Source organism: Streptomyces sp. NK08204, assembly GCF_020400585.1.
In the GTDB taxonomy this organism is placed as follows: domain Bacteria; phylum Actinomycetota; class Actinomycetes; order Streptomycetales; family Streptomycetaceae; genus Streptomyces.
The window spans coordinates 436634-458797 of sequence record NZ_JAINVF010000001.1; the positions used below are offsets into that span (position 1 = coordinate 436634).

General features: G+C 72.1%; 19 protein-coding genes and 1 pseudogene. 10 read left to right on the plus strand and 10 right to left on the minus strand.

Annotated elements, in window-relative coordinates:
- Position 1: 1 nt before the first annotated feature.
- On the minus strand, positions 2-670 hold the full coding sequence (locus K7G59_RS01885) for a succinate dehydrogenase (RefSeq protein ID WP_225830248.1): 669 nt from the start codon (positions 668-670) through the stop codon (positions 2-4).
- 119 nt (positions 671-789) lie between these two features.
- On the opposite strand from K7G59_RS01885, the gene K7G59_RS01890 reads away from it, so the two are divergent.
- Complete coding sequence (locus K7G59_RS01890) at positions 790-1674, plus strand: LysR family transcriptional regulator (protein ID WP_225829999.1); 885 nt, start codon at positions 790-792, stop codon at positions 1672-1674.
- A gap of 182 nt (positions 1675-1856) precedes the next feature.
- Here the strand turns inward: K7G59_RS01890 and K7G59_RS01895 are convergent, their stop codons facing one another.
- The 3 genes from K7G59_RS01895 to K7G59_RS01905 all read right to left on the minus strand — a co-directional run bounded on the left by K7G59_RS01895 (position 1857) and on the right by K7G59_RS01905 (position 6019).
- Complete coding sequence (locus K7G59_RS01895) at positions 1857-4001, minus strand: EAL domain-containing protein (RefSeq protein WP_225830000.1); 2145 nt, start codon at positions 3999-4001, stop codon at positions 1857-1859.
- A complete protein-coding gene (locus K7G59_RS01900; RefSeq protein WP_225830001.1) occupies positions 3998-4810 on the minus strand; it encodes an SAM-dependent methyltransferase in 813 nt (270 codons plus the stop codon). The genes K7G59_RS01895 and K7G59_RS01900 overlap by 4 nt, the downstream gene beginning before the upstream one ends.
- Before the next feature lie 264 nt (positions 4811-5074).
- Positions 5075-6019 (minus strand): SCO0930 family lipoprotein, encoded by a 945-nt coding sequence (locus K7G59_RS01905; RefSeq protein WP_225830002.1) that lies wholly within the window; start codon positions 6017-6019, stop codon positions 5075-5077.
- A gap of 672 nt (positions 6020-6691) precedes the next feature.
- Here K7G59_RS01905 and K7G59_RS34580 point away from each other — a divergent pair.
- Complete coding sequence (locus K7G59_RS34580) at positions 6692-6820, plus strand: hypothetical protein (protein WP_263975751.1); 129 nt, start codon at positions 6692-6694, stop codon at positions 6818-6820.
- A 25-nt stretch (positions 6821-6845) separates the two neighbouring features.
- Positions 6846-7610 carry a DUF4239 domain-containing protein gene (locus K7G59_RS01910; RefSeq protein ID WP_225830003.1) on the plus strand — a complete coding sequence of 255 codons (765 nt, stop codon included), beginning with the start codon at positions 6846-6848 and terminating at the stop codon, positions 7608-7610.
- A gap of 100 nt (positions 7611-7710) precedes the next feature.
- On the opposite strand, the pseudogene K7G59_RS01915 reads toward K7G59_RS01910, so the two are convergent.
- A pseudogene (locus tag K7G59_RS01915) lies at positions 7711-8097 on the minus strand (hypothetical protein); the annotation flags it as partial.
- 808 nt (positions 8098-8905) lie between these two features.
- Here K7G59_RS01915 and K7G59_RS01920 point away from each other — a divergent pair.
- Positions 8906-9577, plus strand: a complete 672-nt coding sequence (locus K7G59_RS01920; RefSeq protein WP_225830004.1) for a class F sortase — start codon at positions 8906-8908, stop codon at positions 9575-9577.
- A gap of 38 nt (positions 9578-9615) precedes the next feature.
- On the opposite strand, the gene K7G59_RS01925 is transcribed toward K7G59_RS01920, so the two are convergent.
- Both K7G59_RS01925 and lysX read right to left on the minus strand, forming a co-directional pair.
- Positions 9616-10452, minus strand: a complete 837-nt coding sequence (locus K7G59_RS01925) for a polysaccharide deacetylase family protein (protein WP_225830005.1) — start codon at positions 10450-10452, stop codon at positions 9616-9618.
- Between the two features lie 102 nt (positions 10453-10554).
- On the minus strand, positions 10555-13833 hold the full coding sequence (gene lysX / locus K7G59_RS01930; protein WP_225830006.1) for a bifunctional lysylphosphatidylglycerol synthetase/lysine--tRNA ligase LysX: 3279 nt from the start codon (positions 13831-13833) through the stop codon (positions 10555-10557).
- 485 nt (positions 13834-14318) lie between these two features.
- On the opposite strand from lysX, the gene K7G59_RS01935 reads away from it, so the two are divergent.
- Complete coding sequence (locus K7G59_RS01935; protein ID WP_225830007.1) at positions 14319-14789, plus strand: universal stress protein; 471 nt, start codon at positions 14319-14321, stop codon at positions 14787-14789.
- Between the two features lie 37 nt (positions 14790-14826).
- On the opposite strand, the gene K7G59_RS34585 is transcribed toward K7G59_RS01935, so the two are convergent.
- The gene (locus K7G59_RS34585; protein WP_263975752.1) at positions 14827-14949 is read right to left on the minus strand and encodes a hypothetical protein; all 123 of its coding nucleotides are present in this window, start codon (positions 14947-14949) and stop codon (positions 14827-14829) included.
- A gap of 564 nt (positions 14950-15513) precedes the next feature.
- On the opposite strand from K7G59_RS34585, the gene K7G59_RS01940 reads away from it, so the two are divergent.
- Positions 15514-16938, plus strand: a complete 1425-nt coding sequence (locus K7G59_RS01940) for an amino acid permease (protein ID WP_225830008.1) — start codon at positions 15514-15516, stop codon at positions 16936-16938.
- A 24-nt stretch (positions 16939-16962) separates the two neighbouring features.
- On the opposite strand, the gene K7G59_RS01945 is transcribed toward K7G59_RS01940, so the two are convergent.
- Positions 16963-18114, minus strand: a complete 1152-nt coding sequence (locus tag K7G59_RS01945; RefSeq protein ID WP_225830009.1) for a CapA family protein — start codon at positions 18112-18114, stop codon at positions 16963-16965.
- 216 nt (positions 18115-18330) lie between these two features.
- Here K7G59_RS01945 and K7G59_RS01950 point away from each other — a divergent pair, with 216 nt between their 5' ends.
- From K7G59_RS01950 to K7G59_RS01965, 4 genes are all read left to right on the plus strand, one after another.
- Entirely contained in the window at positions 18331-18879 is a 549-nt protein-coding gene (locus K7G59_RS01950) for a sigma-70 family RNA polymerase sigma factor (RefSeq protein WP_225830010.1), read from the plus strand.
- Positions 18880-19021: 142 nt separating this feature from the next.
- Positions 19022-19537, plus strand: a complete 516-nt coding sequence (locus K7G59_RS01955; protein WP_225830011.1) for a hypothetical protein — start codon at positions 19022-19024, stop codon at positions 19535-19537.
- A gap of 391 nt (positions 19538-19928) precedes the next feature.
- Complete coding sequence (locus tag K7G59_RS01960) at positions 19929-20597, plus strand: zf-HC2 domain-containing protein (protein WP_225830012.1); 669 nt, start codon at positions 19929-19931, stop codon at positions 20595-20597.
- 84 nt (positions 20598-20681) lie between these two features.
- Positions 20682-21260, plus strand: coding sequence for a hypothetical protein (locus K7G59_RS01965; RefSeq protein ID WP_225830013.1), 579 nt, complete (start codon positions 20682-20684; stop codon positions 21258-21260).
- A 27-nt stretch (positions 21261-21287) separates the two neighbouring features.
- Here K7G59_RS01965 and K7G59_RS01970 read toward each other — a convergent pair whose 3' ends face one another.
- The gene (locus tag K7G59_RS01970) at positions 21288-22151 is read right to left on the minus strand and encodes an Fpg/Nei family DNA glycosylase (RefSeq protein WP_225830014.1); all 864 of its coding nucleotides are present in this window, start codon (positions 22149-22151) and stop codon (positions 21288-21290) included.
- Positions 22152-22164 lie beyond the last annotated feature (13 nt).

A 22164-nucleotide genomic window follows, 5' to 3' on the forward strand; every position in this document is an offset into this window, starting at 1 on the left:
TTCAGCTCACCACTCCGGTCATGACGCCCACGGGTACGGCGATGAAGCCGACCGTGAGCAGCAGCGCGAGGACATTGGCGGTGCTCTTCAGGGCACGGTCGAGGGTGCGGCTGCCGACGCCGAGGGTCTGGGCGGCGCTCCAGAAGCCGTGCCGGACGTGCAGGCCGAGCGCGAGCATCGCGACGATGTAGATGACGTTGCCGTACCAGGTGGAGAAGGTGTCGACGACGTTGTTGTAGGGGTGGCCGGGCTGGAAGCCGGGGTGGACGGTGCCGGTCGTGATGTCGAGGATGTGCCAGACGACGAAGAGACCGAGGATGATCCCGCCCCAGCGCATGGTCCGGGTCGCGTAGCTCGCCCGGGGCCGGGCGTGCACGTACTTGCTGGGCCGGGCCTTGATGTCGCGGCGGCTCAGCTGATAGGCGGAGAGGGCGTGCGCGACCACGGCGACGATCATGACGATCCGGATGAGCCAGAGCGTCCAGCCGTGGTGCATGAAGGGTTCGAGGAGGGTGCGCAGCCAGTGGCTGTAGTGGTCGAACTCGCCCGGCCCGAAGAAGATCTTCAGGTTGCCGATCATGTGCAGGACCAGGTAGGTCAGCATGACCAGTCCGCTGACGGCCATCACCGTCTTCTTGCCGACGGAGCTGTCCCACAGCGTGCGCGCCATGGACGGCCGTCGTTCCGTCCGCGTTGCCAGAGCCATGTCTCAGAACGTAGGGCCCGGGAACCCGATCGGTCCAAGACATGGTCTGGCTCGTTTCCATAGGCTCAGGCTATTGTGCCTGGGTGCAGTTCCAGCAGCTCCAGTACTTCGTGGCGGTCGCCGAGACCCGGCACTTCACCCGTGCCGCCGAGCTGGTCCACGTCGCCCAGCCGTCGCTGTCCCAGCAGATCAGGGCGCTGGAGCGGGAGCTGGGCGCGGACCTGTTCCTGCGGGCGCGGGGGAACATCACGCTCACCGACGCGGGCGAGGCGCTGCTGCCGCTGGCCCGGCGGATCCTCGCGGATGCGGACACCGCCCGGCACCAGGTGCAGGAGCTGGTGCAGCTGCGGCGGGGGCGGGTACGGCTGGGGGCGACGCCGAGCCTGTGCACCGGCCTGCTGCCGGACGTCCTGCGCGCCTTCCACGACCGCTATCCGGGCATCCAGCTGCTGATCGAGGAGGGCGGCTCCCACGACCTCGTCCGTCAACTGGCCCGTGGTGCCCTGGACCTCGCCCTGATCGTGCTCCCGCTGCCCACGCCCGCGCCCGCGCTGACCACGGTGGAGCTGCTGTGCGAGGACCTCGTGGTGGTGTCCTCACCGGAGGCGGCAGCACCGGGCCGGGGCGGACGGGCGGTCTCCATCGCGGACCTGGAGGGCGCGCGGCTGGTGATGTTCCGGCACGGGTACGACCTGCGCGAACTGACCGTCGCCGCGTGCCGGTCCGCCGGGTTCGAGCCGGAGTTCGCGGTGGAGGGCGGCGAGATGGACGCGGTGCTGGGGTTCGTGCGGGCCGGGCTGGGCGTGGCCGTCGTACCGCGGATGGTCGCCACGCGGTCGGGGCAGGGGCTCAGGGTGACACCGCTCGCCCCGCCAGGACTGAACCGGACGATCGCGCTGGCGCACCGCAGCGACGTGGCGCCACCGCGGGCGGCCCGCGAGCTGCAGCGGATGCTGCTGGAACGGTGAACTCGCCTTCGCCCGGGGCCGATTGGGCACAGTGACGCGGCGGGCAGAGTCGGGGGGCGCCGATGCCGGAACGGTCACGACGGCCGGCAGCGCGGCCAGCGCCCGCCCGCTGGGAGGGGTGTGCGCCCTGACGGCACTGGTGCAGTGGCAGCCGTGCCTCCCCCAGGCTCTTCGGTCCCGGCTCAGCGCGTCGCGTCCACCAGCGCCAGCTGGTGCAGCCGCTCCGGCGGGCCCGGGCGGGCGTAGTACCACCCCTGGGCCGTGTCGCAGCCCAGTATCCGCAGCTGCTCGGCCTGGGCGCCGGTCTCCACGCCCTCCACGGTGACCGCGAGGTCCAGGCTGTGCGCCAGGGAGACGATCCCCTCGACGATCTTCAGGTCCACCGGGTCGGCCGGGAACTGCTGCATGCCCCGCGTGAAGGAACGGTCCAGTTTGAGGACGCTCACCGGGAGACGGCGCAGGTTGGCGAGGTTGGAGTAGCCGGTGCCGAAGTCGTCCAGGGCGATGTCGACGCCCATCTCGGCCAGTCGGCGCAGCGGTTTGAGGAGGTCGTCGTCGGCGCCGATCAGCGCGGACTCGGTGACCTCCAGGCACAGCGCCTCCGGGGTGACGCCGGTGCGTTCCAGGATGTCCACCGTGTCCTGGACCAGCCCGGGGTGGGAGAGCTGGCAGGGCGACAGGTTGACGTTGATGCGCAGCGGGCCGGCGGACATCGGGTCGGCGAGGCGCTCGCGCCACTCGCGGGCCTGGCGGACGGACTCCTCCAGCACCCAGCGGCCCAGCGGGACGATCAGGCCCGTGTGCTCGGCGAGCGGGATGAACCGGTCGGGGCCGAGGACACCGTGCTGCGGGTGCAGCCAGCGCACCAGGGCCTCGGCGCCGCGCACTCTGCCGTCGCCGAGGTGGACCAGGGGCTGGTACTCGATGAAGAACTCGCCGCGTTCCAGGGCCGTCGGCAGCGCCGTGGTCAGCCCGTGGCGGGTGATGGCGCGGGCGTCGGCCTCGGGGTCGGCGAGTTCCGAGCGGTTGCCGCCCGCCGACTTCGCCCGGTACATGGTGATGTCGGCGCTGCGCAGCACCTCGGCTGCGGTGCGCTCGCCGGCCGGGCCCTCGACGATGCCGAGGCTGCCCCGCACCAGCAGGTCACGGCCGTCGATGCCGATCGGCGTGACGAGGGCGTTCATGATGCGCTCGGCGAGTTCGTCGACCTCGCGCTCGGTGTCGGGACCGGTGGTCAGCGCCACGAACTCGTCGCCGCCGAGCCGGGCGACCATCTCGCCGGGGGCGGTGGCGCAGGACTGCAGCCGGTCGGCGACCTCCACCAGCAGCCGGTCGCCGGCCGCGTGGCCGAGGCTGTCGTTGATGGTCTTGAACCCGTCCAGGTCCAGGTAGCACAGGCCGAAACGCTGGCCCTGGCCCGCGTTCAGTGCCTTCTCCAGCCGTTCGAAGAACAGCGTGCGGTTGGGCAGGCCGGTGAGCGCGTCGTGCGTGGCCTCGTAGCGCAGCCGCAGGTTGAGCAGCCGGCGCTCGGTGGTGTCCTCCATGAGGGCGAGCTGGTACTGCGGCTTGCCGTCGGCGTCGCGCAGCAGGGAGACGGTCAGGTTGGTCCACAGGACCGTGCCGTCGGGCCGGTTGAAGGCCTTCTCCACGTGGTAGTGCTCGCGCTCGCCGCGGACCAGCTCGTCGTAGAGCCGCCAGGTCTGCGGTGCGTCCTCGGGGTGGGTCCAGTCCAGTACCCGGCGGCCCCGCAGGGCCTGCTCGGAGAGCCCGAACATGCGCAGCAGCGCCTCGTTGACCTGCAGTACGTTGCCGTCGAGGTCGGCGATGCCGATCCCTATGGCGGCGCCCTCGAAGACGGCGCGGAAGCGGGCCTCGCTCGCGTGCAGCGCCTGCGCCACCACGCCCTGGGCCTGCAACGCGGCCTGGGCGATGGCCTCTTGCTCGGCCAGGGTGCGCTCGCGCAGCGCCTGCGCGTAGCCGGCGGCCATCGCGTGCTGCAGCCGCGAGGAGCGCATGCGCAGTTCGTCCTGGGGCCCGTCCTCGCCGCAGTAGAGCACCAGGTAGGCGTCGACGCAGTCCAGGGTGCGGGCGAGCGCCTCGGGGTCGGTGCAGTGCACGCCGACCAGGGCGGCACCGACCGCCTTGGCCTCCGCGGCGGCGAAGCTGCGGGCCCGCAGGAGCTGGCTCAGCCGGCGGGCGAGGGGCAGGAGTTGCCCCTCGAACTCCGCCCGGGTGAGTGACGTCGAGGCGACCGGGTAGACCGCCCGGCTCCAGATCGTCGTCAGCCGCCGCAGTCTGTCCTCCGGCCCGTCCGGCTCCGCGCTCACGCCGGACGCCCCACGCCCGCGAACCCGGAGAAGGCATACGGATCCTCGTCCTGCGGTGCCGATTCCGGGCGCCAGAGCGGCATCGGCACCAGTCCGGGTTCCACCATGTCGTACCCCTCGAAGAACCGCGCGATCTCGTCGCGCGAGCGCATGATCAGCGGGTTGCGAATGTCCTTGTATACGTCCACCGCGCCCTCGGTCCGCTCGGGAGGCAGCGGGATTCCCTCGTACGAGGCATGGGTGATGACCAGCAGGCTGCCGGGCGCGAGCGCCGCACGCAGCTCGGCCACCGCACCGTACGGGTCGTCCGCGTCTTCCACGAAGTGCAGTATGGCAACGAGCAGGAGGGCCACTGGCCGATTCAGGTCGATCAGGCGCTCCAGTTGGGGGCTGGAGAGGATGTGCTGCGGCTTGCACAGGTCCGCGGCGATCACGTCGGCGTCGGGGTTGCCGTCCAGCACCGCCTGACTGTGCGCGACGGCGACCGGGTCGTGGTCGACGTACACCACCCGGGCTCCGGGTACGGCGCCCTGGGCGATGTCGTGGACGTTGCCGAAGGTCGGGATGCCGGAGCCGATGTCGAGGAACTGGGTGATGCCCTGGGCCGCCGCGAAGCGCACGGCCCGGCGCAGGAACGCCCGGTTCGCCTGCATGATCTTCGGCAGCCCCGGCATGAAGTCCAGCGCCTTGCGGGCCGCCTCCCGGTCGACCTCGAAGTTGTGCGAACCGCCCAGGTAGTAGTCGTAGATACGCGCCACGCTCGGCACCGTGATGTCGATGCTGCGTGGGGCCCAGGCGGGACGCTCCATGTACTTCTCCAAGGTGCGGACGGCAGATACGGCAGGTGCAGGCGATCCGGTGTTCGAGCTGAGGCTACTGATCGCCCGCCAAAGGAGCGAGCTGAACCGGAAATTGACCGTCCGTTCCCGGTCACCACCTGCGGCAAGTGTCCGTATGGCCCCGCTGCGTAACACCTGCCGGACATGCAGCGGTCCGCCCCCTCCGTGCGGTGCGGAGGGGGCGGACCTTCGGCGGCGCGCCGGCCGGGGGGTCGATCGACCTGGGGAGGCGATCTACTTCACCGGCGCGCCGACCGGCTTTCCGTCGGGCGCGACGGCGTACCAAGTGCCGCCGACGCCTTGGCCGTTGGTGTCCCCGGGTGCCTTGTCACCGGAGAAGGTGTAGATCGGCCAGCAGTTGACGGTCATCTGCTTGACGCCGTCGGGCCGGGTGAAACCCATCAGTCCCTTCTTCTTCACGCCTTCGGTGTCACCCGGCTCGACCGCAGCGACGGCAGGCCACTTCTCCAGGCAGGCTCCGGTGCAGTTCGAGACAGGCTCGGGCCAGGCCTTGTCCTTCAGGAAGCGGTAGACCGTCCTGCCGTGCCTGTCGACGATGATGTCGCCCAGCTCGGGGTCCTTGCGGACGGACAGGCCGGGCAGGGCGGACAGGGAGGCCTTCTTGCCGTCGGGGGCGAGCGCGAACCACGTGCCGCCCACTCCCTGGCCGTTGACGTCCCCGGGGCCGGCGTCCTTCGCGTACCGGTAGGCGGGCCAGCCGCCGATGGTGAGCTGTTCGGTCCCGTCGGCACGGGTGACCTCGCCGAGCATCGCCCTGTCGACGCCCGGGCCGGCGGTGGCGTCGCCGGCGGGCACCGGCGGCCAGGTGGCGGCGCAGTCGCCGGAGCAGTTCGACCTGGGCGGGTTCGCGGTGTCCTTGTCGAAGCGGTACAGGGTGTGGCCGGAGCCGTCGGTCAGCACGCTGCCCAGGTCGGGGTTGGCGGCCACGGTCAGCTTGCCCGCGGGGGCGGGGGATGCGGAACTCTGGCTGCCGTCGGTGCCGTAGCCGTTGGCCGCGCCGGATCCGGTGCCCGGGTTGCCGTAGTCGCCCACGGCCGCCGTGGCCCCGACGTTCCGGGCCGCCGGGGTGGCGGTGTGGTCCTGACCGCACGCCGCCGTCAACGCCAGTATCGCGGCGGCCATGGCCGTCAGTGAGGCGGTCCGCCAGGAGGTATTCATCGTCAACTCCCCATTATCACCTGGATGTTGCAGCGTCTTCCGGTGCCGCCGCACGGCCATGGGTACGTGCCGCGAGGTCCCGGGCGTTCAACGGGGACGTGAAATTCCTGCCTGCCGGCCGTGAAACCCGTCACGGTGCCACATCCCTCGTTCGGATCAATACCTGGGCGGTGGGGAATGGGACCGCGCCCGGCGCCCCATGCTCTCGTCGTGCATGGACCCGAAGTGACCCGACGCGCCTGCGCCGCGAGAGCGGTGGCATTGGTGGCGCTGACCTGGACGTTGGCGGGCTGCCCGGTCGGTACCGCCTCGGCTGATGCCTGCGCGTCCGCCTCGACGGGCCCGGACGGCACGGTGGCGGTGGCCGTCGCGGGTGGAGAGGGCCACCGGCACTGGCCCGATCCGCCCTGCCCGCCCCTGCCTCCGTGCCCGCCCACGCCCACCCCCGTGCCACCCCCGCCGCCCCCGTCGCCGCCTCCTCCGCCGCCGCCTCCCAAACCGGCGCCCCGGCCGACGCCGCCGCCCGAACCTCCGCCGAAACCCCGGCCGAAGCCGCCCGCCCGGCCCGCACCAGCCCCGCCCGCACCCCTGCCGACCCCCACGCCCGCCCCGACGCCCGAGCCGAGACCGAAGCCGACGCCCAGGCCCGCCCCGCGGCCCTCCGTGACCCCGGTGAGCTACCCGGCGTACCACGCCCGGCCGACCCGCCACCCGGCGCCCGGGCACACCTCGCCGGTCACCTACGTCCTGCTCATCACCGTTCCCGCGATCGTCGCCGTCGCGGCGCTGCGCCCGCGCTGACGCGCTCCCCCTCTGGAGGCACCCGTTGTCGGATTGGCTTGTTCTCGTCCTCGCGATGCTGGGGGCGTGTGCCGTGGTCGTCGTCATCGTCCTCGTGCGGCAGAAGACCGCGGCCGAGGGCGAGGATCCCAGTGAGACCCCGGACGTCATCGAGTACATGACGATGTGGATCGGGGTCGTGTACGCCATCGTCCTGGGGCTGGCCATCGCGGGCGTGTGGGAGGCCCGCAGCGCCGCCCAGGACCATGTGCAGGCCGAGGCCCAGGCGCTGCACGAGGTCTCCGAGCGGGTGCGGGTCTATCCGCCGGACGTCCGGGACCGCATCCGGCACGACGTCAACGCCTATGTCGGACACGTGGTGACCGCCGAGTGGAAGTCGATGGCCGACCATGGACGGCTCACCGCGCGCGGCGGTGAGCTGTTGACGCGGCTGCGCCACGAGGTCACCGACTACCAGCCGAAGAACGACTTCGAGGCGCAGGCCTACCAGCCACTGCTGGACCAGTTGGCAGCCGCCGACCAGGCGCGCAACGCGCGCGCCGACGCGACGGGGGCGACCATGCCGCCCGTGGTGTGGTGGGGGCTGCTGACCGGGGCCGTCATCACCGTCGGCATGGTCTTCGCACTCCAGATCCGGCGCACCGGGCGCGAGCTGGTCCTGGCCGGGCTGTTCTCCACGACCATCGCCTTCATGCTCTTCCTCATCTGGGACTTCGACTCCCCCTACAGCCGGGGCATCACGGCGACCGCGCAGCCGTTCTTGAACCTCTTCCCGAACATCAAGGGCTGACCGCGCCGGGGCAGACCTTCGCCCCGGCTCCCGCAAGGGACCGGGGTGAGGGCCTGTCCGTTCGTGCGCACGACGCTCGCCGGCGGCCCCTGGCAGGCTGTCAGATCCGCCTCTCGTACCGGCGGCGCAGCCAGAACACGCCGCCCGCGATCACGGCCGAGCTCACGAGCCCGCCGCCGATCGCCATGTCGGTCGGGGTGGCACCGGTGGCGGTGCCGCCGCCGACCCCGCCGTTGACGCCGCCGAGGACGGTGAAGGCCGCCGGCCTGGTCAGGCTCCGGTCGTCGCAGTGGACCGTGATGTCGTACGGGCCGGGACGGGCGTCCCGGTCGACGGTGGCGACGCCTCGTGAGAGGTCGCCGCGGAACGGGGCCAGCTGGGTGGTGTGGAAGGCGCGTGAGGTCATGACGCCGCCGCGGCAGCCGTTCACGGTGACCGAGAGCCGGCCGCCGCCGGCGATCACGCGGGGTTCGGGGACGATGTTGCGCAGGCCCTCGCCCCTGCCGCCACCGTCGTCACCGCCGCCGAAGTCGCCACCACTCCCGCCCGACTCGCCACCACGCCCACCTGACTCGCCACCGCGCCCGCCCGACTCGTCACCACGCCCGCCGGCCTCGTCTCCCCGGCCGCGGTTCCAGGACCCGTCTTCACGCCCGAAGTCATCACCCCTGCCCCGGTCCCCGAAGTCCTCGTCCATGCCTCCGTCGCCGAAATCGTCTTCTCTGCCCCGGTTACCGGACTCGTCGCCACGACCGGAGTTGTCGCCCCGTCCCCGGCCGAAGGCGCCGGTGCCGCTGATGCGACCGGTGAAGGTGCCGGTGATGGTGCCGCTCTCCGGGCTGACCCCCGTGTTGCGGCCCGGGCCGCCCCCGTTGCCCATGCCGTCCGCGACGGCCACAGGGGCGGCGAACCCGAGCACGGCGACCGCGGCGCACGCTGCTGCCAGAGCGCGTTGGTTTCGCATGTGTTCCTCCGCGGGAGGCGCCCGGGTCCTGTTCCCGGTCGATCGGCGAGAAAACACCTCCCGGAAAGACCCTCGGACTCCCGGAACACGCCCGCATGTCGAGAATGGTCCGTCCTGGTGATCCGACACACCCTCAGAAAACCACACAATCGGATATTGCTGCAGGTCACGGACCGTCAGAAAAAAACTCGGAACGGCAACTCGGATGGCGCACCCGGAAGGCGCCGGGCCACCCGTTCGCGCGTCGGCCCGTCGCCCGCCGCGCGCCCGGGACTTAGCGTTTTCCCATGCGCGACCCACGTGGCGACGGCCACGTCGAGAGGGGTGACGAATGCTGGCGTCCGAACTTTTCGAGCTTGCCGAAGAGGAGGAACGGCGCAGGAAGCGCGCCCCATGGGGCGTTATAGCGCTTGTCCTGCTGACCGGCCTGGCGCTCATTCGGAACGGTTCGGGGGAGTTCGACATCGGCCCGCCGCAGCCCGCGTCGGCGGCGGCCCCGGACAGCCGCAGGGCCCCGGCCGTCTTCTCCACGGCCCCCGCCTCGCTGCCGTTCTCCGCGGTCGACCGGGTCCGGATCCCCTCGATCCGGGTCGACGCCCCGGTCATGCCCGTCGGCCTGGACACGGACGGCTGGGTGAGCGCGCCGCCGCCGGACAACCCGAATCTCGCGGGCTGGTTCACCGGCGCGGTCTCCCCCGGCGAAAAGGGCACCGCCGTCGTCGTCGGCCACGTCGACAACAGACAGGGCCCCGCCGTGTTCTACGGCCTCGGGGCCCTGCAGAAGGGGAACCGGATCGACATCCTGCGCAAGGACGGGAAGACCGCGGTGTTCGAGGTCTACGGAGTCGAGGTCTTCTCGAAGAGCAGTTTCCCCGGCGACCGTGTGTACGGCTCCAAAGGCGCACCGGAGTTGCGGGTCATCACCTGCGGCGGCGGTTTTTCGAAGCAGAACGGCTACGACGGCAATGTCGTCGCCTTCGCCCGTCTGGTCGGGGTCGGCTGAGTGCCGTGGCCGGACGGGCGTCGGCCCGTGCGGACCGCTCAGGCCAGGCGTCTGCGCGGCACGGTGAGGTGATAGCCGGAGTCGAGGAGATAGGGCAGGTACTCGCGGATCGCTTCGACGCTCTGCGAACGGTCGCCCCCGGCGTCGTGGGAGAGCACCACGACACCGGGGGCGGCGCCGCTCTCCACCCGGTCGACGATGGTGCTCGTGCCGGGGACCGTCCAGTCGGTGGTGTCGACGGTCCACGCCATCGGCTCCATGCCCATCTCGGCGCCCAGTTGGAAGGCGGCGCGGTTCCAGGCGCCGTAGGGGGCGCGGAACCACTGGGGCCGCTCGCCGTAGGTGTCCTCGATCGCATCGCTGGTCCGTTCCATCTCGGAGCGGATCTCCTTGCGCTTGAGGGTGGTCAGCAGTGGATGTGTCCAGGTGTGGTTGCCGACGACGTGTCCCTCGTCGGCCATCCGGGCCACCAGTTTCTTGTTTGCGACGACGCACTCGCCGCACACGAAGAACATCGCCCGCACCCCGTACGTGGCGAGGGTGTCCAGGATGTGCGGGGTGTAGTCCGGGTGGGGACCGTCGTCGAAGGTCAGCATCATGTGCCGGCCGCGTCCGGAGATCCCCAGGATGGGTGCCCTGCGGACCTTCAGCCGGTGCGGCACGGTGCGCGGCGGGCCGTATCCGGTCAGGGGCTGGAGTCGGAAGGCGGAGGGCTTGAGCGCCTGGCGGGCCTGTGGTCCGGCGACGGGGGCGGCTCTGCGGGCGGTCTCCTCGCCGCCGCCGGCCATGACGACCGAGGCGGTCCCGGCGGCCCCCAGCGTGGCGGCACCGGCCAGCAGCATGCGCCGGCGCGTGAACAAGTGATCCTTCTGCATGACCCATCAGTCGCCGCGCCCGGCGCCCGGCACACCCACAATGGCACCGGTGCGGCGGCGGAACTACCCGGTCGGACCAGTGCGTGAAGGCCTCCGCGGCGGTCAGCGGCGGCGCACCAGCGGGAAGGGCAGCGTCTCGCGGATCGTCAGGCCGGTGAGGAACATGACCGTGCGGTCCACGCCGATACCGAGCCCACCGGTCGGGGGCATCGCGTATTCGAGGGCGTCGAGGAAGTCCTCGTCCAGTTCCATGGCCTCGGGGTCGCCGCCGGCGGCCAGCAGGGACTGTTCGGTGAGGCGGCGGCGCTGTTCGACGGGGTCGGTCAGTTCGGAGTAGGCGGTGCCGAGTTCGGTGCCGAAGGCGACGAGGTCCCAGCGTTCGGCGAGCCGCGGGTCGGTGCGGTGCTGCCGGGTCAGCGGGGACACCTCGGTGGGGAAGTCCTTGTAGAAGGTGGGCCGTCCGGTCCGCTCCTCGACCAGGCGTTCGTACATCTCGAGGACCACGTCGCCGGGCGTGTCGTCGGGGGTGTACGGCACGCCGGCCCGGTCGCACAGCCGGTGCAGCCGCAACAGTTCGGTACCGGGGCCGATCTCCTCCCCCAGGGCCTCGGAGATCGCGCCGTGGACCGTCCGCACCGGCCAGTCGCCGGAGATGTCGTACTCCTTGCCGTCCTTGCGGGCGACCGGGGTGCCGAACGCGGCGGTCGCCGCGCCCTGGATCAGTTCCCGGGTCAGGTCGAGCATCACGGTGTAGTCGGCGTGCGCCTGGTAGGCCTCCAGCATCGTGAACTCGGGGTTGTGTTTGTAGGAGACGCCTTCGTTGCGGAAGGTGCGGCCCATTTCGAAGACCTTCTCCAGACCGCCGACGCACAGCCGCTTCAGGTACAGCTCGGGGGCGATGCGCAGGTACAGGTCGAGGTCGTAGGCGTTGATGTGGGTGGTGAAGGGCCGGGCGTTGGCGCCGCCGTGGATCTGCTGGAGCATCGGGGTCTCGACCTCCAGGTAGCCGCGGTCCAGCAGGCCCTGGCGCAGGGCCTGTACAGCGGTGGAGCGGATGCGGACGACGGCGCGGGCGTCGGGGCTGGTGACCAGGTCGAGGTAGCGGCGGCGGACCTTGGCCTCGGGGTCGGTCAGCCCACGGCGCTTGTCCGGCAGTGGGCGCAGGCACTTGCCGGTGAGCTGCCAGGAGGTGACGAAGACGGTGGGTTCGCCCTGGTCGCTCAGGCCCGCGTGGCCGGTGACGGTGATGTGGTCGCCGATGTCGGTGTCGGCGGTGAACCGGTCGAGCGCGGGCCCGGCGCCGTCCCGGGTGAGGGCGATCTGGTGGTCGCCGGACCAGTCGCGCAGCACGGCGAAGACGATGCCGCCGAAGTCGCGGACCAGCATGACGCGCCCGGCGACGGTGACAGTACGGCCCTGCGGGACCTCGGCGAGGACGTGGCTGGGGGCGGGCACCCCGACGGGGTAGGGGTCGGTGCCGGCGGCGCGCAGCCGGTCGAGTCTGCGGTGCCGGACACGGACCTGGTCGGACAGTTCCGCGCCCGGGGCGGCGGGCCCGGCCTCCTCCGCTCCGCCGAGGCCGAGCGCCCTCGGAGCCGGCAGGCCCTGCGCGGTGAAGGGCCGCTGCCCCGTCGTCGCGTGTCCCTTTCCCCAGAGTTTGCGCAGCGACGGTACGGACACGAAGCCCTCGGCGATGCCGGAGGCGAGGCCGATACGGGCGAGGGAGGCGGTCTCGCCGTAGCAGATGAAGCGCGGATACCACTCGGGGTGGTACTTGGCGTTGGACCGGTACAGGGCCTCGAGTTGCCACCAGCGGGAGAAGAACAGCAGCAGACGGCGCCAGAGTCTGAGGACCGGTCCGGCGCCGATGCGGGCGCCCTCCTCGAAGACGGACCGGAAGACGGCGAAGTTCAGCGAGATCCGGTGGATGCCCAGTTTCGGCGCGGCGGCGCACAGTTCGGTGACCATGAACTCCATCACGCCGTTCGGAGCGGTGCGGTCTCGGCGCATCAGGTCCAGGGAGACGCCGTCGGTGCCCCAGGGCACGAAGGAGAGCAGCGCGAGGAGCCTGCCGTCCTCGTTGAGCGCCTCCACGAGCAGACAGTCGCTGTCGGCGGGGTCGCCGAGCCGGTCCAGGGCCATGGAGAACCCGCGCTCGGTCTCGGTGTCGCGCCAGGCGTCGGCCTTGTCGACGATCTCCTCCATCTCGCGGTCGGTGAGGTTCGCGTGGCGGCGGATGCGGCAGGTGACGCCGGTGCGTCGGACGCGGTGCACGGCCTGCCGGGTGACGCGCATGTCCCGGCCGCCGAGATCGAACCCGGGGACGTGCAGGATCGCTTCGTCGCCGAGTTGCAGGGCGCCGAGTCCGGCGCGGGCAAAGGCGCGGGCGCCGTCCTCGGAGGCGCCCATCACCGCGGGCGCCCAGGCGTAGCGGCGGGCCAGGTCCAGCCAGGCGGCGATGGCGTGCGGCCAGGCCTCCGGGTCGCCCACGGGGTCGCCGCTGGCCAGGCACACGCCGGCCTCGACGCGGTAGGTGACGGCGGCCTTGCCGCTGGGCGAGAAGACGACGGCCTTGTCGCGCCGGGTGGCGAAGTAGCCGAGCGAGTCCCGCTCGCCGTACGCCGCCAGCAGGGCGCGGATGCGGGCCTCCTCGTCGCCGTGCAGGGCGGCCTCCAGCCGCTGGGAACGGAACAGCGCGGCGGCGGCGTTGAGCAGGGCGAGGGCGCCGAGCAGGCCGAGCACGAAGGTGACGCGGCGCGGCGGGCGGCCGTCGAAGGAGCTGTTGGAGACGAGGCCGCCGCAGACCCGGTCGGCCGCCCAGGCCAGGTGCTGGCTCTCGGGCAGTGTGCCCGGGAACAGGATGACCAGGCCCCAGCCCAGCAGGATCGCGACGACGAGACCGCCGAGCAGGACGGCCAGCGCGCGCCACAGGGCCCCGCGGCGGGAGGCGGCGTAGAACTCGCGGCGGGCCACCACCAGCAGGACCAGCAGCAGTGCGCAGAGCACCAGCGAGGGCAGCGACTCGGCGTACAGGCCGAGCGCCACGCCGAGGGCGTCGCTGAGGACCAGCAGGCCGAGATAGACGACGACCAGCCACCAGGCGACCTTCTTGCGGGCGGCGATGGCAGCGGCCAGCAGGAACAGGAAGACGGCGTAGGCCAGATTGGCGCTGATGGGGATGAGCAGTTGGTCGAGGACGCGGACCGCTGGCCGCAGCAGGCGGCGCAGCGGCGCGATGAACGCGAGCAGGGCGCACAGCAGACCGAGCGCGGCGAAGAAGCCCGCGAAGGCCCCCGGCACCCGGCCGAGCCACCCGCCGCCGGGCGGCCGTACCGGGGCCGTGGCGCCCCTCCGTGCGGCGGGCTCCGCGGTGGCAGTCATGGTTCCGACTGTAGGAAGGGCCCGCACGCCTCGCCCGTCGAGCGGCCCGTCACCGGCCCACCCGCCACCGGCCCACCCGCCACCGGCACACCGACCACCGACCACCGGCCACCGGCACACCGACCACCGACCACCGGCACACCGACCACCGACCACCGAGCACCCGCACGCCACGCGGGGGCACCGGGCCCGACCGGACACGGGCCCAGGCCCCCGCACCCGCCGACGCGAAACCCGCACCACACACGGGAGCACCGGTCCAGCCCGGACACCCCAGCCCACCCCGGCTCCCGGGCGCCCCGTGCCAGAGGAAGGGCCACCGAGGCCACCGGTCCCGGTCGCGGCCGGACAGGGACCCCGGTCCCGCCGAACGGCCCGCGTCACGCGGGAGCCGCCGGCCCCGGCCGGGCGCAGGCCGCCCGTGGCACCCTCCCCGGCAGGTCCGGCCGTCCGGCGGAGGGGTGGGTTCCGATAGCCTCGTCGACGTGACGGAGCAGCACGAGCAGCGCTCGCATCAGTTCGAGCTGGGTACGGACGGACCGAAGGTCATCCTGGTCGGTATGGACGGGTCCGACTCCTCGCTGCGGGCAGCTGCGTACGCGGCCGGGCTGGCCCGGCGGCAGGGTGCGCTGCTGGCCGTGGTGTACGTGCAGCCGGTGCTTGTGGCCGGGGCGGCTCTCGGGGCGCCGGTGGCGGACACCACCGACGAGATCGCCGAGGACCTCATCTCGTACATCCGGGAGTCGGCCGAGCGGCTCAAGGGGATGTTCGAGGTGCGCTGGGAGTTCCACACCTTCCGCGGCGACCCCTACAACGGCCTGGTGAAGGCCGCCGACGACCTCAAGGCGGACGCGGTGGTCGTGGGCGCCTCGGAGAAGGCGGGTCACCGAATCATCGGCTCGGTGGCGGTCCGGCTGGTGAAGGCGGGACGGTGGCCGGTGACGGTCGTCCCGTAGGGCACCGCAGCGGCAGCGGGGTCCGAAGGAGCAGGGCTCACGCCGCGGCGGTCGCCGTGCGCGGCTGCGTGAACGCGGCGGGCAGGAACCCCAGGACGGCCACGGCGAGGCGGTGACGGCCTTGTGCGGCGAGCGACCAGCCGACGACGGTCCGGGCCACCGGGTCGCGTCGGCCGGGGTCGGATCGAGGCGCTCGGCACGGCGAGGGCCGGGTCGAACAAGCCCGCGCAAGTGATCAGGCCGATTCGTGTGCGGTACTCCGGTGGTGACGGGATCCGGCGGCGACCGTACCGGGTGGCGATCGGCCGGGCCGGCCGCCTCCCGGCCGAGCCCCTGCACTGCCGGCCGGTCCCGCGGCACACGCTCACCGCCGTTCCGCTCGGTGACACCCACTCGGCTCGCCGGGGCCCGGATCCGGGTGCCGGGCTCGTCGACGGCCCCGAGCGGGCGGCCTGCCACGCCCTGGCTGCCGAGTTCGGCCCGGCCGTCGTCTTCCGTGGGCCCCGGTTCCGGCATGGAGGCGCTGCCCAGCACGGGGGCCGACGCCGCCTCGCCGCCCTGCGCGCCCCCTCCCCGCCCCACCTGCCCGACCGGCCCGAGGCACGACGTGGACGTCTGCCCGGGCCGAGCGTCCGGGGCCGTGCGTGGCGTCTTCCCTGGCGGACGGCCCTGAGCCATCATGATCCGCCGTCAGCCGTTTGCTTTCGGCGAAAAGGTGAGGCATATGGCCAGGCTCCGTATGGGTGAAGGAATTCTCCGTCGCAAACCCATTGAGTACATCGAGGAGACCGAGGTCAGCGAGGGCCCTCGCCTGGACCGGTCGCTCGGGCTGTTGCAGCTCACCGCGATCGGCGTGGGCGGCATCATCGGCGCGGGCATCTTCACACTCGCCGGCACGGTCGCCAACGGCACGGCCGGACCCGCGGTGCTCGTGTCGTTCCTCGTCGCCGGTGTGGCGAGCGCCTGCGCAGCGCTGTCGTACGCCGAGTTCGCCGGGCTCATCCCGAAGGCGGGGTCGGCGTACACCTACGGCTATGCGGTGCTCGGCGAGTTCGTGGGCTGGTTCATCGGCTGGGACCTGCTGCTGGAGTACACGGCGATCGTGGCGGTGGTCGCGATCGGCATCTCCGGATACTTCAGCTTCCTGGTCGAGGAGATGGGCGCGAACCTGCCGCACTGGATGCTGGGCGCGCCCGGCACCGGGAACGGGCACCGGATCGACCTGTTCGCGGCGGTGCTGTGCCTGCTGATCGCGTACCTGCTGAACCTGGGCATCCGCAGCGCGGCCCGCTTCGAGACGTTCGTGGTGGCGCTGAAGGTGCTGGTGGTGCTGCTGGTGATCGGGGCGGGCCTGTTCCACATCGACACCAAGAACTACCACCCGTTCTTCCCGTACGGGATCGGCGGCGCGTTCACGGGCGCGGCGACGGTGTTCTTCGCGGTGTTCGGCTACGACGCCATGTCGACGGCGGCCGAGGAGTCGCGGGACGCGCAGCGGCACATGCCGAGGGCGATCGTCTACTCGCTGGTGATCTCGATGGTGCTGTACGTGGCAGCCTGTCTGGTGCTGACGGGCATGCAGGACTACCGGCACATCGACAAGGAGAGCGGCTTCTCCACGGCGTTCAAGTCGGTGGGTCTGACCGGGCTGGCGGACGTGATCGCGGTGGGCGCGATCATCGGCATCCTCACCGTGATGTTCACGTTCATGCTGGGCGTGACCCGGGTCTGGTTCTCCATGTCGCGTGACGGGCTGTTGCCGGAGTGGTTCGCGAAGACGCACCCGACGCGGCAGGTGCCGAGCCGGGTGACCTGGATCGTCGGCGTGGCCTCCGCCCTCATCGCCGGGTTCGTGCCGATCGGCTCGGCGGCCGAACTCACCAACATCGGCATTCTGCTGGCGTTCGTGGTGGTGTGCACGGCGGTGATCGTGCTGCGCTACCGGCGGCCGGAGCTGCCGCGCACCTTCCGCACGCCGTGGATGCCGGTCGTGCCCGCGCTGGGTGCCGTCTTCTCGCTCTGGCTGATCACGTTCCTGCAGTGGGAGACCTGGGTGCGGTTCGCCGTGTGGTTCGGGGTCGGGTGTGCGATCTACTTCGGGTACTCCTGCAAGCGGTCGGTCCTGGCCGGCCGACAGCCCGCCGAGTGATCGCCGGGGGGTTCGTCAGGGGCTTCACCGGCCCATGACCAGCCCGTCCTGGGCGGCCCCGCGGCTGAGCACGACGTCCCTGATCCGGTCGCGCGCCGCGGTCAGCTCGGCGCCCCGGTCGATCGCCTCGTTGAGGTTGACGACCCGGCCCGCGTCGACGTCGTACAGCTGCGGGACGAACTCGGCCCTGGTGACGCGCCAGCGCTCGCCGGGCCGGGCGGGCGGGGTGAAGGTGAAGCGGCCGATCGTGGACTCGTTGCCGCGCGGGTCCCGGGTGCCGTGACCGTTGTGCATCTCACCGGCGATCTGGTCGCCCATGCCGTAGATCACCCAGGTGCCGTTGACCTTCTCGTACGCCTGCGGCACGTGGGCGTGCGTGCCGAGGATCAGGTCGATGTCGGGGCGGCCTGCGGTCGTGGCGGCGGTGAGCCCGCGGGCCAGGGAGAGCTGCCGTTCGTCCGGGGCGTCCTGCCATACGGTGCCCCAGTGCACGCAGACGACGACCACGTCGGCGCCGGCCCGCCGGGCCGCGCGGGCATCGGCGATCACGCGCCGCCCGTCGACCGGGTTCACGGCCCAGGGCCGGCCGGGCGGCAGCGGGTTGCCGTTGGTGCCGACGGTGTACGAGAGGTGCGCGACCTTCGCGGGGCCCGCCCGCAGCATCGTCACCGAGCGCGCCTCGCCCTCGGTGCGGGCGGTTCCGGCGTGCCGGAGACCCGCCCGGTCCATGGCCTCCAGGGTGCGCCGGATGCCGGCGGCGCCGTCGTCCAGGGCGTGACTGGAGGCGGTGGAGCAGCTGTCGTAGCCGGTGGCGGCGAGGCCCTCGGCGATCTGCGGCGGGGACTTGAAGACGGGCGAGCCGGCGTAGTCACCGGCGGCGCCGGAGACGGTGCCCATGTGACACAGCGCCAGATCGGCGCGTGTGACGAGGGGGCGGATGCCGGAGAGCATCGGCCGGAAGTCGTGTCCGTGGCCGCCGGCGTCGAACGCCGCCCGGTCGATGACGGAAGTGTGCGGCAGTACGTCACCGGAGGCGACGAGGGTGAAGCCGCGGGCGGCGGCGGGCGCCGGGCGGCCGGGCCGGTCCGACTCCTGCCGCTGGTGGTTCTGGCAGGCGGCCGCGGCGGCGAGCACGGCGGTCAGGGCCAGCGCCACCTGGTGTCTGCGTCCGATCATCAGCTCACCCCGGGAATGTCGTATTTACAGACAGAGCCATGACAGGGATATGGGTACGAATCCGGCTGCCGGCGCAAACGGGCCGAGTGCTCTCATTAACCCGTCCGGCGCCGTGGCGGACCGCTCGTCCGACCGTTCACCGACGGGATCGACCGTCCGTCGCAGAGCCGTGCGCACCCCCTGTCCGCCGTTCGCGCGCCGCGCTGCCATACGGCCATGACGGCCGGAACCTCACTCACCCGCGCGGCGACGACCGCCGAGCACGAACTGGCCGCGCTCCAGCGCGAGCACGGCGGCCCCCTCTTCGCACTGCTGCTCAGGCTCAGCGACGGGGACCGGCAGCGCGCCGAGGATCTCGTGCAGGAGACCCTCGTGCGCGCCTGGCAGCATCCCGAGGCGCTGCGCGCCGCCGACTTCGACTCCGTACGGCCCTGGCTGCTGACCGTCGGCCGGCGCCTCGCGATCGACGCCCGGCGGGCCCGGCAGGCGCGGCCCCACGAGATCGGCGACGGGGTGCCCGAGAACGCGCGGGTGACCGCCGACCACGCCGAGCGGGCGGCCCTGACGCTCGACGTCCGGGAGGCTGTGAAGACACTCACGCCGGAGCACCGTGACGTCCTCGTACTCGTGTATTTCCGCGGGGCCAGTGTGGCGGAAGCGGCCAGAGCCCTCGGCATTCCACCCGGTACCGTGAAGTCCCGCGCGTACTACGGGCTGCGCGCGCTGCGCCGGGTCCTTCCGGGTTACGCGACCGACCTGCGGTGAAACCGACGGCCGGGTCAAACCTCGGTAAACCGCCTTGCTGTGAACCCCGTTCGGCAATGGGCTGTCCTCATCCGTGTTCCGGACAGGGGGCGGGATCCGGGGGCTCGGACGACGCGCACGCACCGGAGGAAGGCAGGAAGGGATGCCGCACAGAGGATACGAGAGCACGGACGGCACCGACGACGGTGAACTGACCGTCCCCATGGCCTGGTTGTACGCCGAGTACATCGCCGACGAGCTGCTGCGCACCGGCGACCTGATGCCGCCGGCGTCCTTCGAGTTCCGGGCCGGCCGGGACGCGCTGGCGCTCACCGTCTTCTTGTCCGACACCGACGGCGAACTGTCGGGCATCCGGGTGATCTCCCAGCTGGAGAACTGGGCGTCGCTGACGGCGTACGACCAGCCGTGGCAGGACTGGGTGCACGCCCGCATGGCCGAGCTGACGGCCGAGGCAGCCGAGTGCGGTGTCTCCTCGCCCGATCTGGCGCTGGCGTCCGAGGCGTGGCGCTGGCTGCAGGAGACCGAGCTGCTCGCGCCGGACCTGGACGCGGTGCCGGGCGGCGGCGCGCTGATCGGCGAGGACGACGGCCCGAAGGTGTGGACGCCGGCCTGGCGGCTCGGACTGCCGCTCGGGCACCTGGCCATCCACCTTTTCTGAGCCGTCTCGGTGCTGTCCGGGCCGTCCCTCGGGGACGGTGTCCGAGCGGTCTCGGTGCTGTCCGAGCGGTCTCGGTGCTGTCCGAGCGGTCTCCCGCCCCGGTGCTGTCCCGAGCGGTCTCGATGGTGTCCGGGCCGTCCCGGTGCTGTCCGAGCGGTCTCGGTGCTGTCCGAGCGGTCTCGACAGTGTCCGGGCCGTCCCGGTGCTGACCGAGCGGTCTCGGGTTTTCTCGGTGCCTGGCATGCGGACCGATCCGCGGGGCCGGCCGCTCTGGTCCTCTGGCTGTGCCTCGGCCGCGGTTCTGTGCACGGCTTGAGTGATCCGGCTGTCGGCTGCGTACGGGTGGGAGCACGGAGTGACCCCACCCGCACCATCGGCACGAGGATTCGTCATGTGGTCCCTTGAAAGGCATCGCGACGTCGGCGCTTACGCGCTCGGCGTGCTGGACGAGGCGGAGGCCTTCCGCTTCGAGAACCATCTCGTGGAGTGCCCCCGGTGTGCGGCACACGTGACCGCATTCGGCCCCACCACCCGGCAGTTGCGGCTCTACCGCCGAGCCACGCCGCGCTTTGTGCATCCGATGGCGCAGCCCGGACCCCGGCTGCTGGACCGACTGCTCGGCGAGCTGGCGCACCGGCGGCGGATACGGCGCCGCCGCGCCCTGTACGGACTGGCCGCCTCGATGGTGCTGGCGACGGGCGCTCCGGGGCTGGTGGAGATCGCCGGCCACGACGACCGGGGCGGCGACGGGTACGGCAGGGCACGCGTCACCGCGGCGACGGACCCGGGTACGGGGGTGTGGGCACGGGTCACCTCCTCGGACGAGGAGTCGGGCAGCCTGCTGCGGCTGGAGATCAGGGACGCCTCCGGCTCCCACGTCTGCCGGCTCGTCGCTGTGGGCCGTGACGGCTCGCAGCAGGTCGTCACCAGCTGGACCAACACCGGCGCCGGCGCCCACCCCCTCGTCACGCTCGCCTCCGCCGCGCTGCACCCGGACCAGATCGCTCGCTACGAGGTGCGCACCACGGAAGGACAGCGGCTCGTGACGCTGATGACATGACAAGGGCAGGGAGATTTGACCAGGTGATCTTATTAGGTAAGGCTTACCTCGCTTTCACCTGTGAGACCGTCTAGGAGTCGTCCCGTGTCCGCACGTCCCGAGCCACCCGTGTCCCCGCAGGCCGACCCCCTGCCCCGGCTGGGCCTGTACGACACCTGGTGGACCGTCGGAGGCGCCGCCCTGGCCGCTTGCCTGAGCCTGTCGGCCTGTGCCTGGATCTCCCTGCACCTGCGGGCGGACGCCGCGCTGCACACCGCCGCGCTCTTCGTCCACCTCGCCTCGCTGGCCCTCGGCTTCGGGGCCGTCCTCGCCGTCGACTACCACGCCCTGCTCTGGCTCACCGGCCGGTGCACCCTGCCGGACGCACTGACCAGCACCAACCGGCTGCACATCCCGATCTGGGCAGGGCTGGCGGGGCTCGTGGCCAGCGGGGCGCTGCTCCACCCGGACCTCGGCTCCCCGCTCACCCGGACCAAGCTCGCCCTGGTGCTCGCGCTGACTCTCAACGGCCTGCAGGCCGGGCTCCTCACCCGGCGCATGGCGGCCCGGCGCGGCGCACCGGTCGCCCCACGGGTGCTCCTGTGGGGCGCCGCCACCGCTGTGGTGTCCCAGGTGTGCTGGTGGGGCGCGGTGGTCATCGGGTTCCGCAACAGCCAGCGCTGACGCGCCCTCTCGCGTCAGCCGGCGCCCTCACTTCAGCAGCCGGGACAGCCGGCGGTCCGCAAGGGGCCTGCCGCCGGTCTGGCAGGTGGGGCAGTACTGGAGCGAGGAGTCGCTGAAGGAGACCTCACGGATCGTGTCGCCGCACACCGGGCAGGGTTCACCGGTGCGGCCGTGGACTCTCAGCCCGCTCTTCTTCTCCGCCTTCAGCCGTCCGGCGGCCAGCCCCCGGGAGCGCTCGACCGCCTCGTCGAGCGTGCCGCGCAGCGCCTCGTAGAGCCGGTGGGCCTCCTGCGGGGTCAACGACGCGGCGAGCCTGAAGGGGGACATCCTCGCCGCATGCAGGATCTCGTCGCTGTAGGCGTTGCCGACGCCCGCGATCAGACTCTGGTCGCGCAGGGCGCCCTTCAACTGCCGCCGCTCGTCCTTGAGCAGAGCGGTCAGGCGGTCCTCGTCGAAGTCCGCGGCGAGCGGGTCGGGGCCGAGGCGGGCGACGCCCGGGACGTCCCGCGGGTCGTGGACGATGTACACGGCGAGGCGTTTCTGGGTGCCCGCCTCGGTCAGGTCGAAGCCCTCGCCGGTCTCCAGCGCCGCACGCAGGGCCAGGGGACCCTTGCCGGGCCGGGGCGGGCCGTCCGGCAACCGGTCCCGCCACTGGAGCCACCCCGCGCGGGCCAGATGGACCACCAGGTGCAGCCCGCTGTCCGCGGCGATGTCCAGTAACTTGCCGTGCCGCCGCACGGCGGTGACCTCGCCGCCCTCGAAGGCCGTGACCGGTGGGTCGTACGTCTTCAGCACGCTGACGGCGACCGGCAGCACGCGCACCACCCGGCGGCCAGCCAGGTGCTCGGCGAGGAAGTCCTTCAGCGCTTCCACCTCGGGAAGTTCCGGCATACCTCCAGCGTGC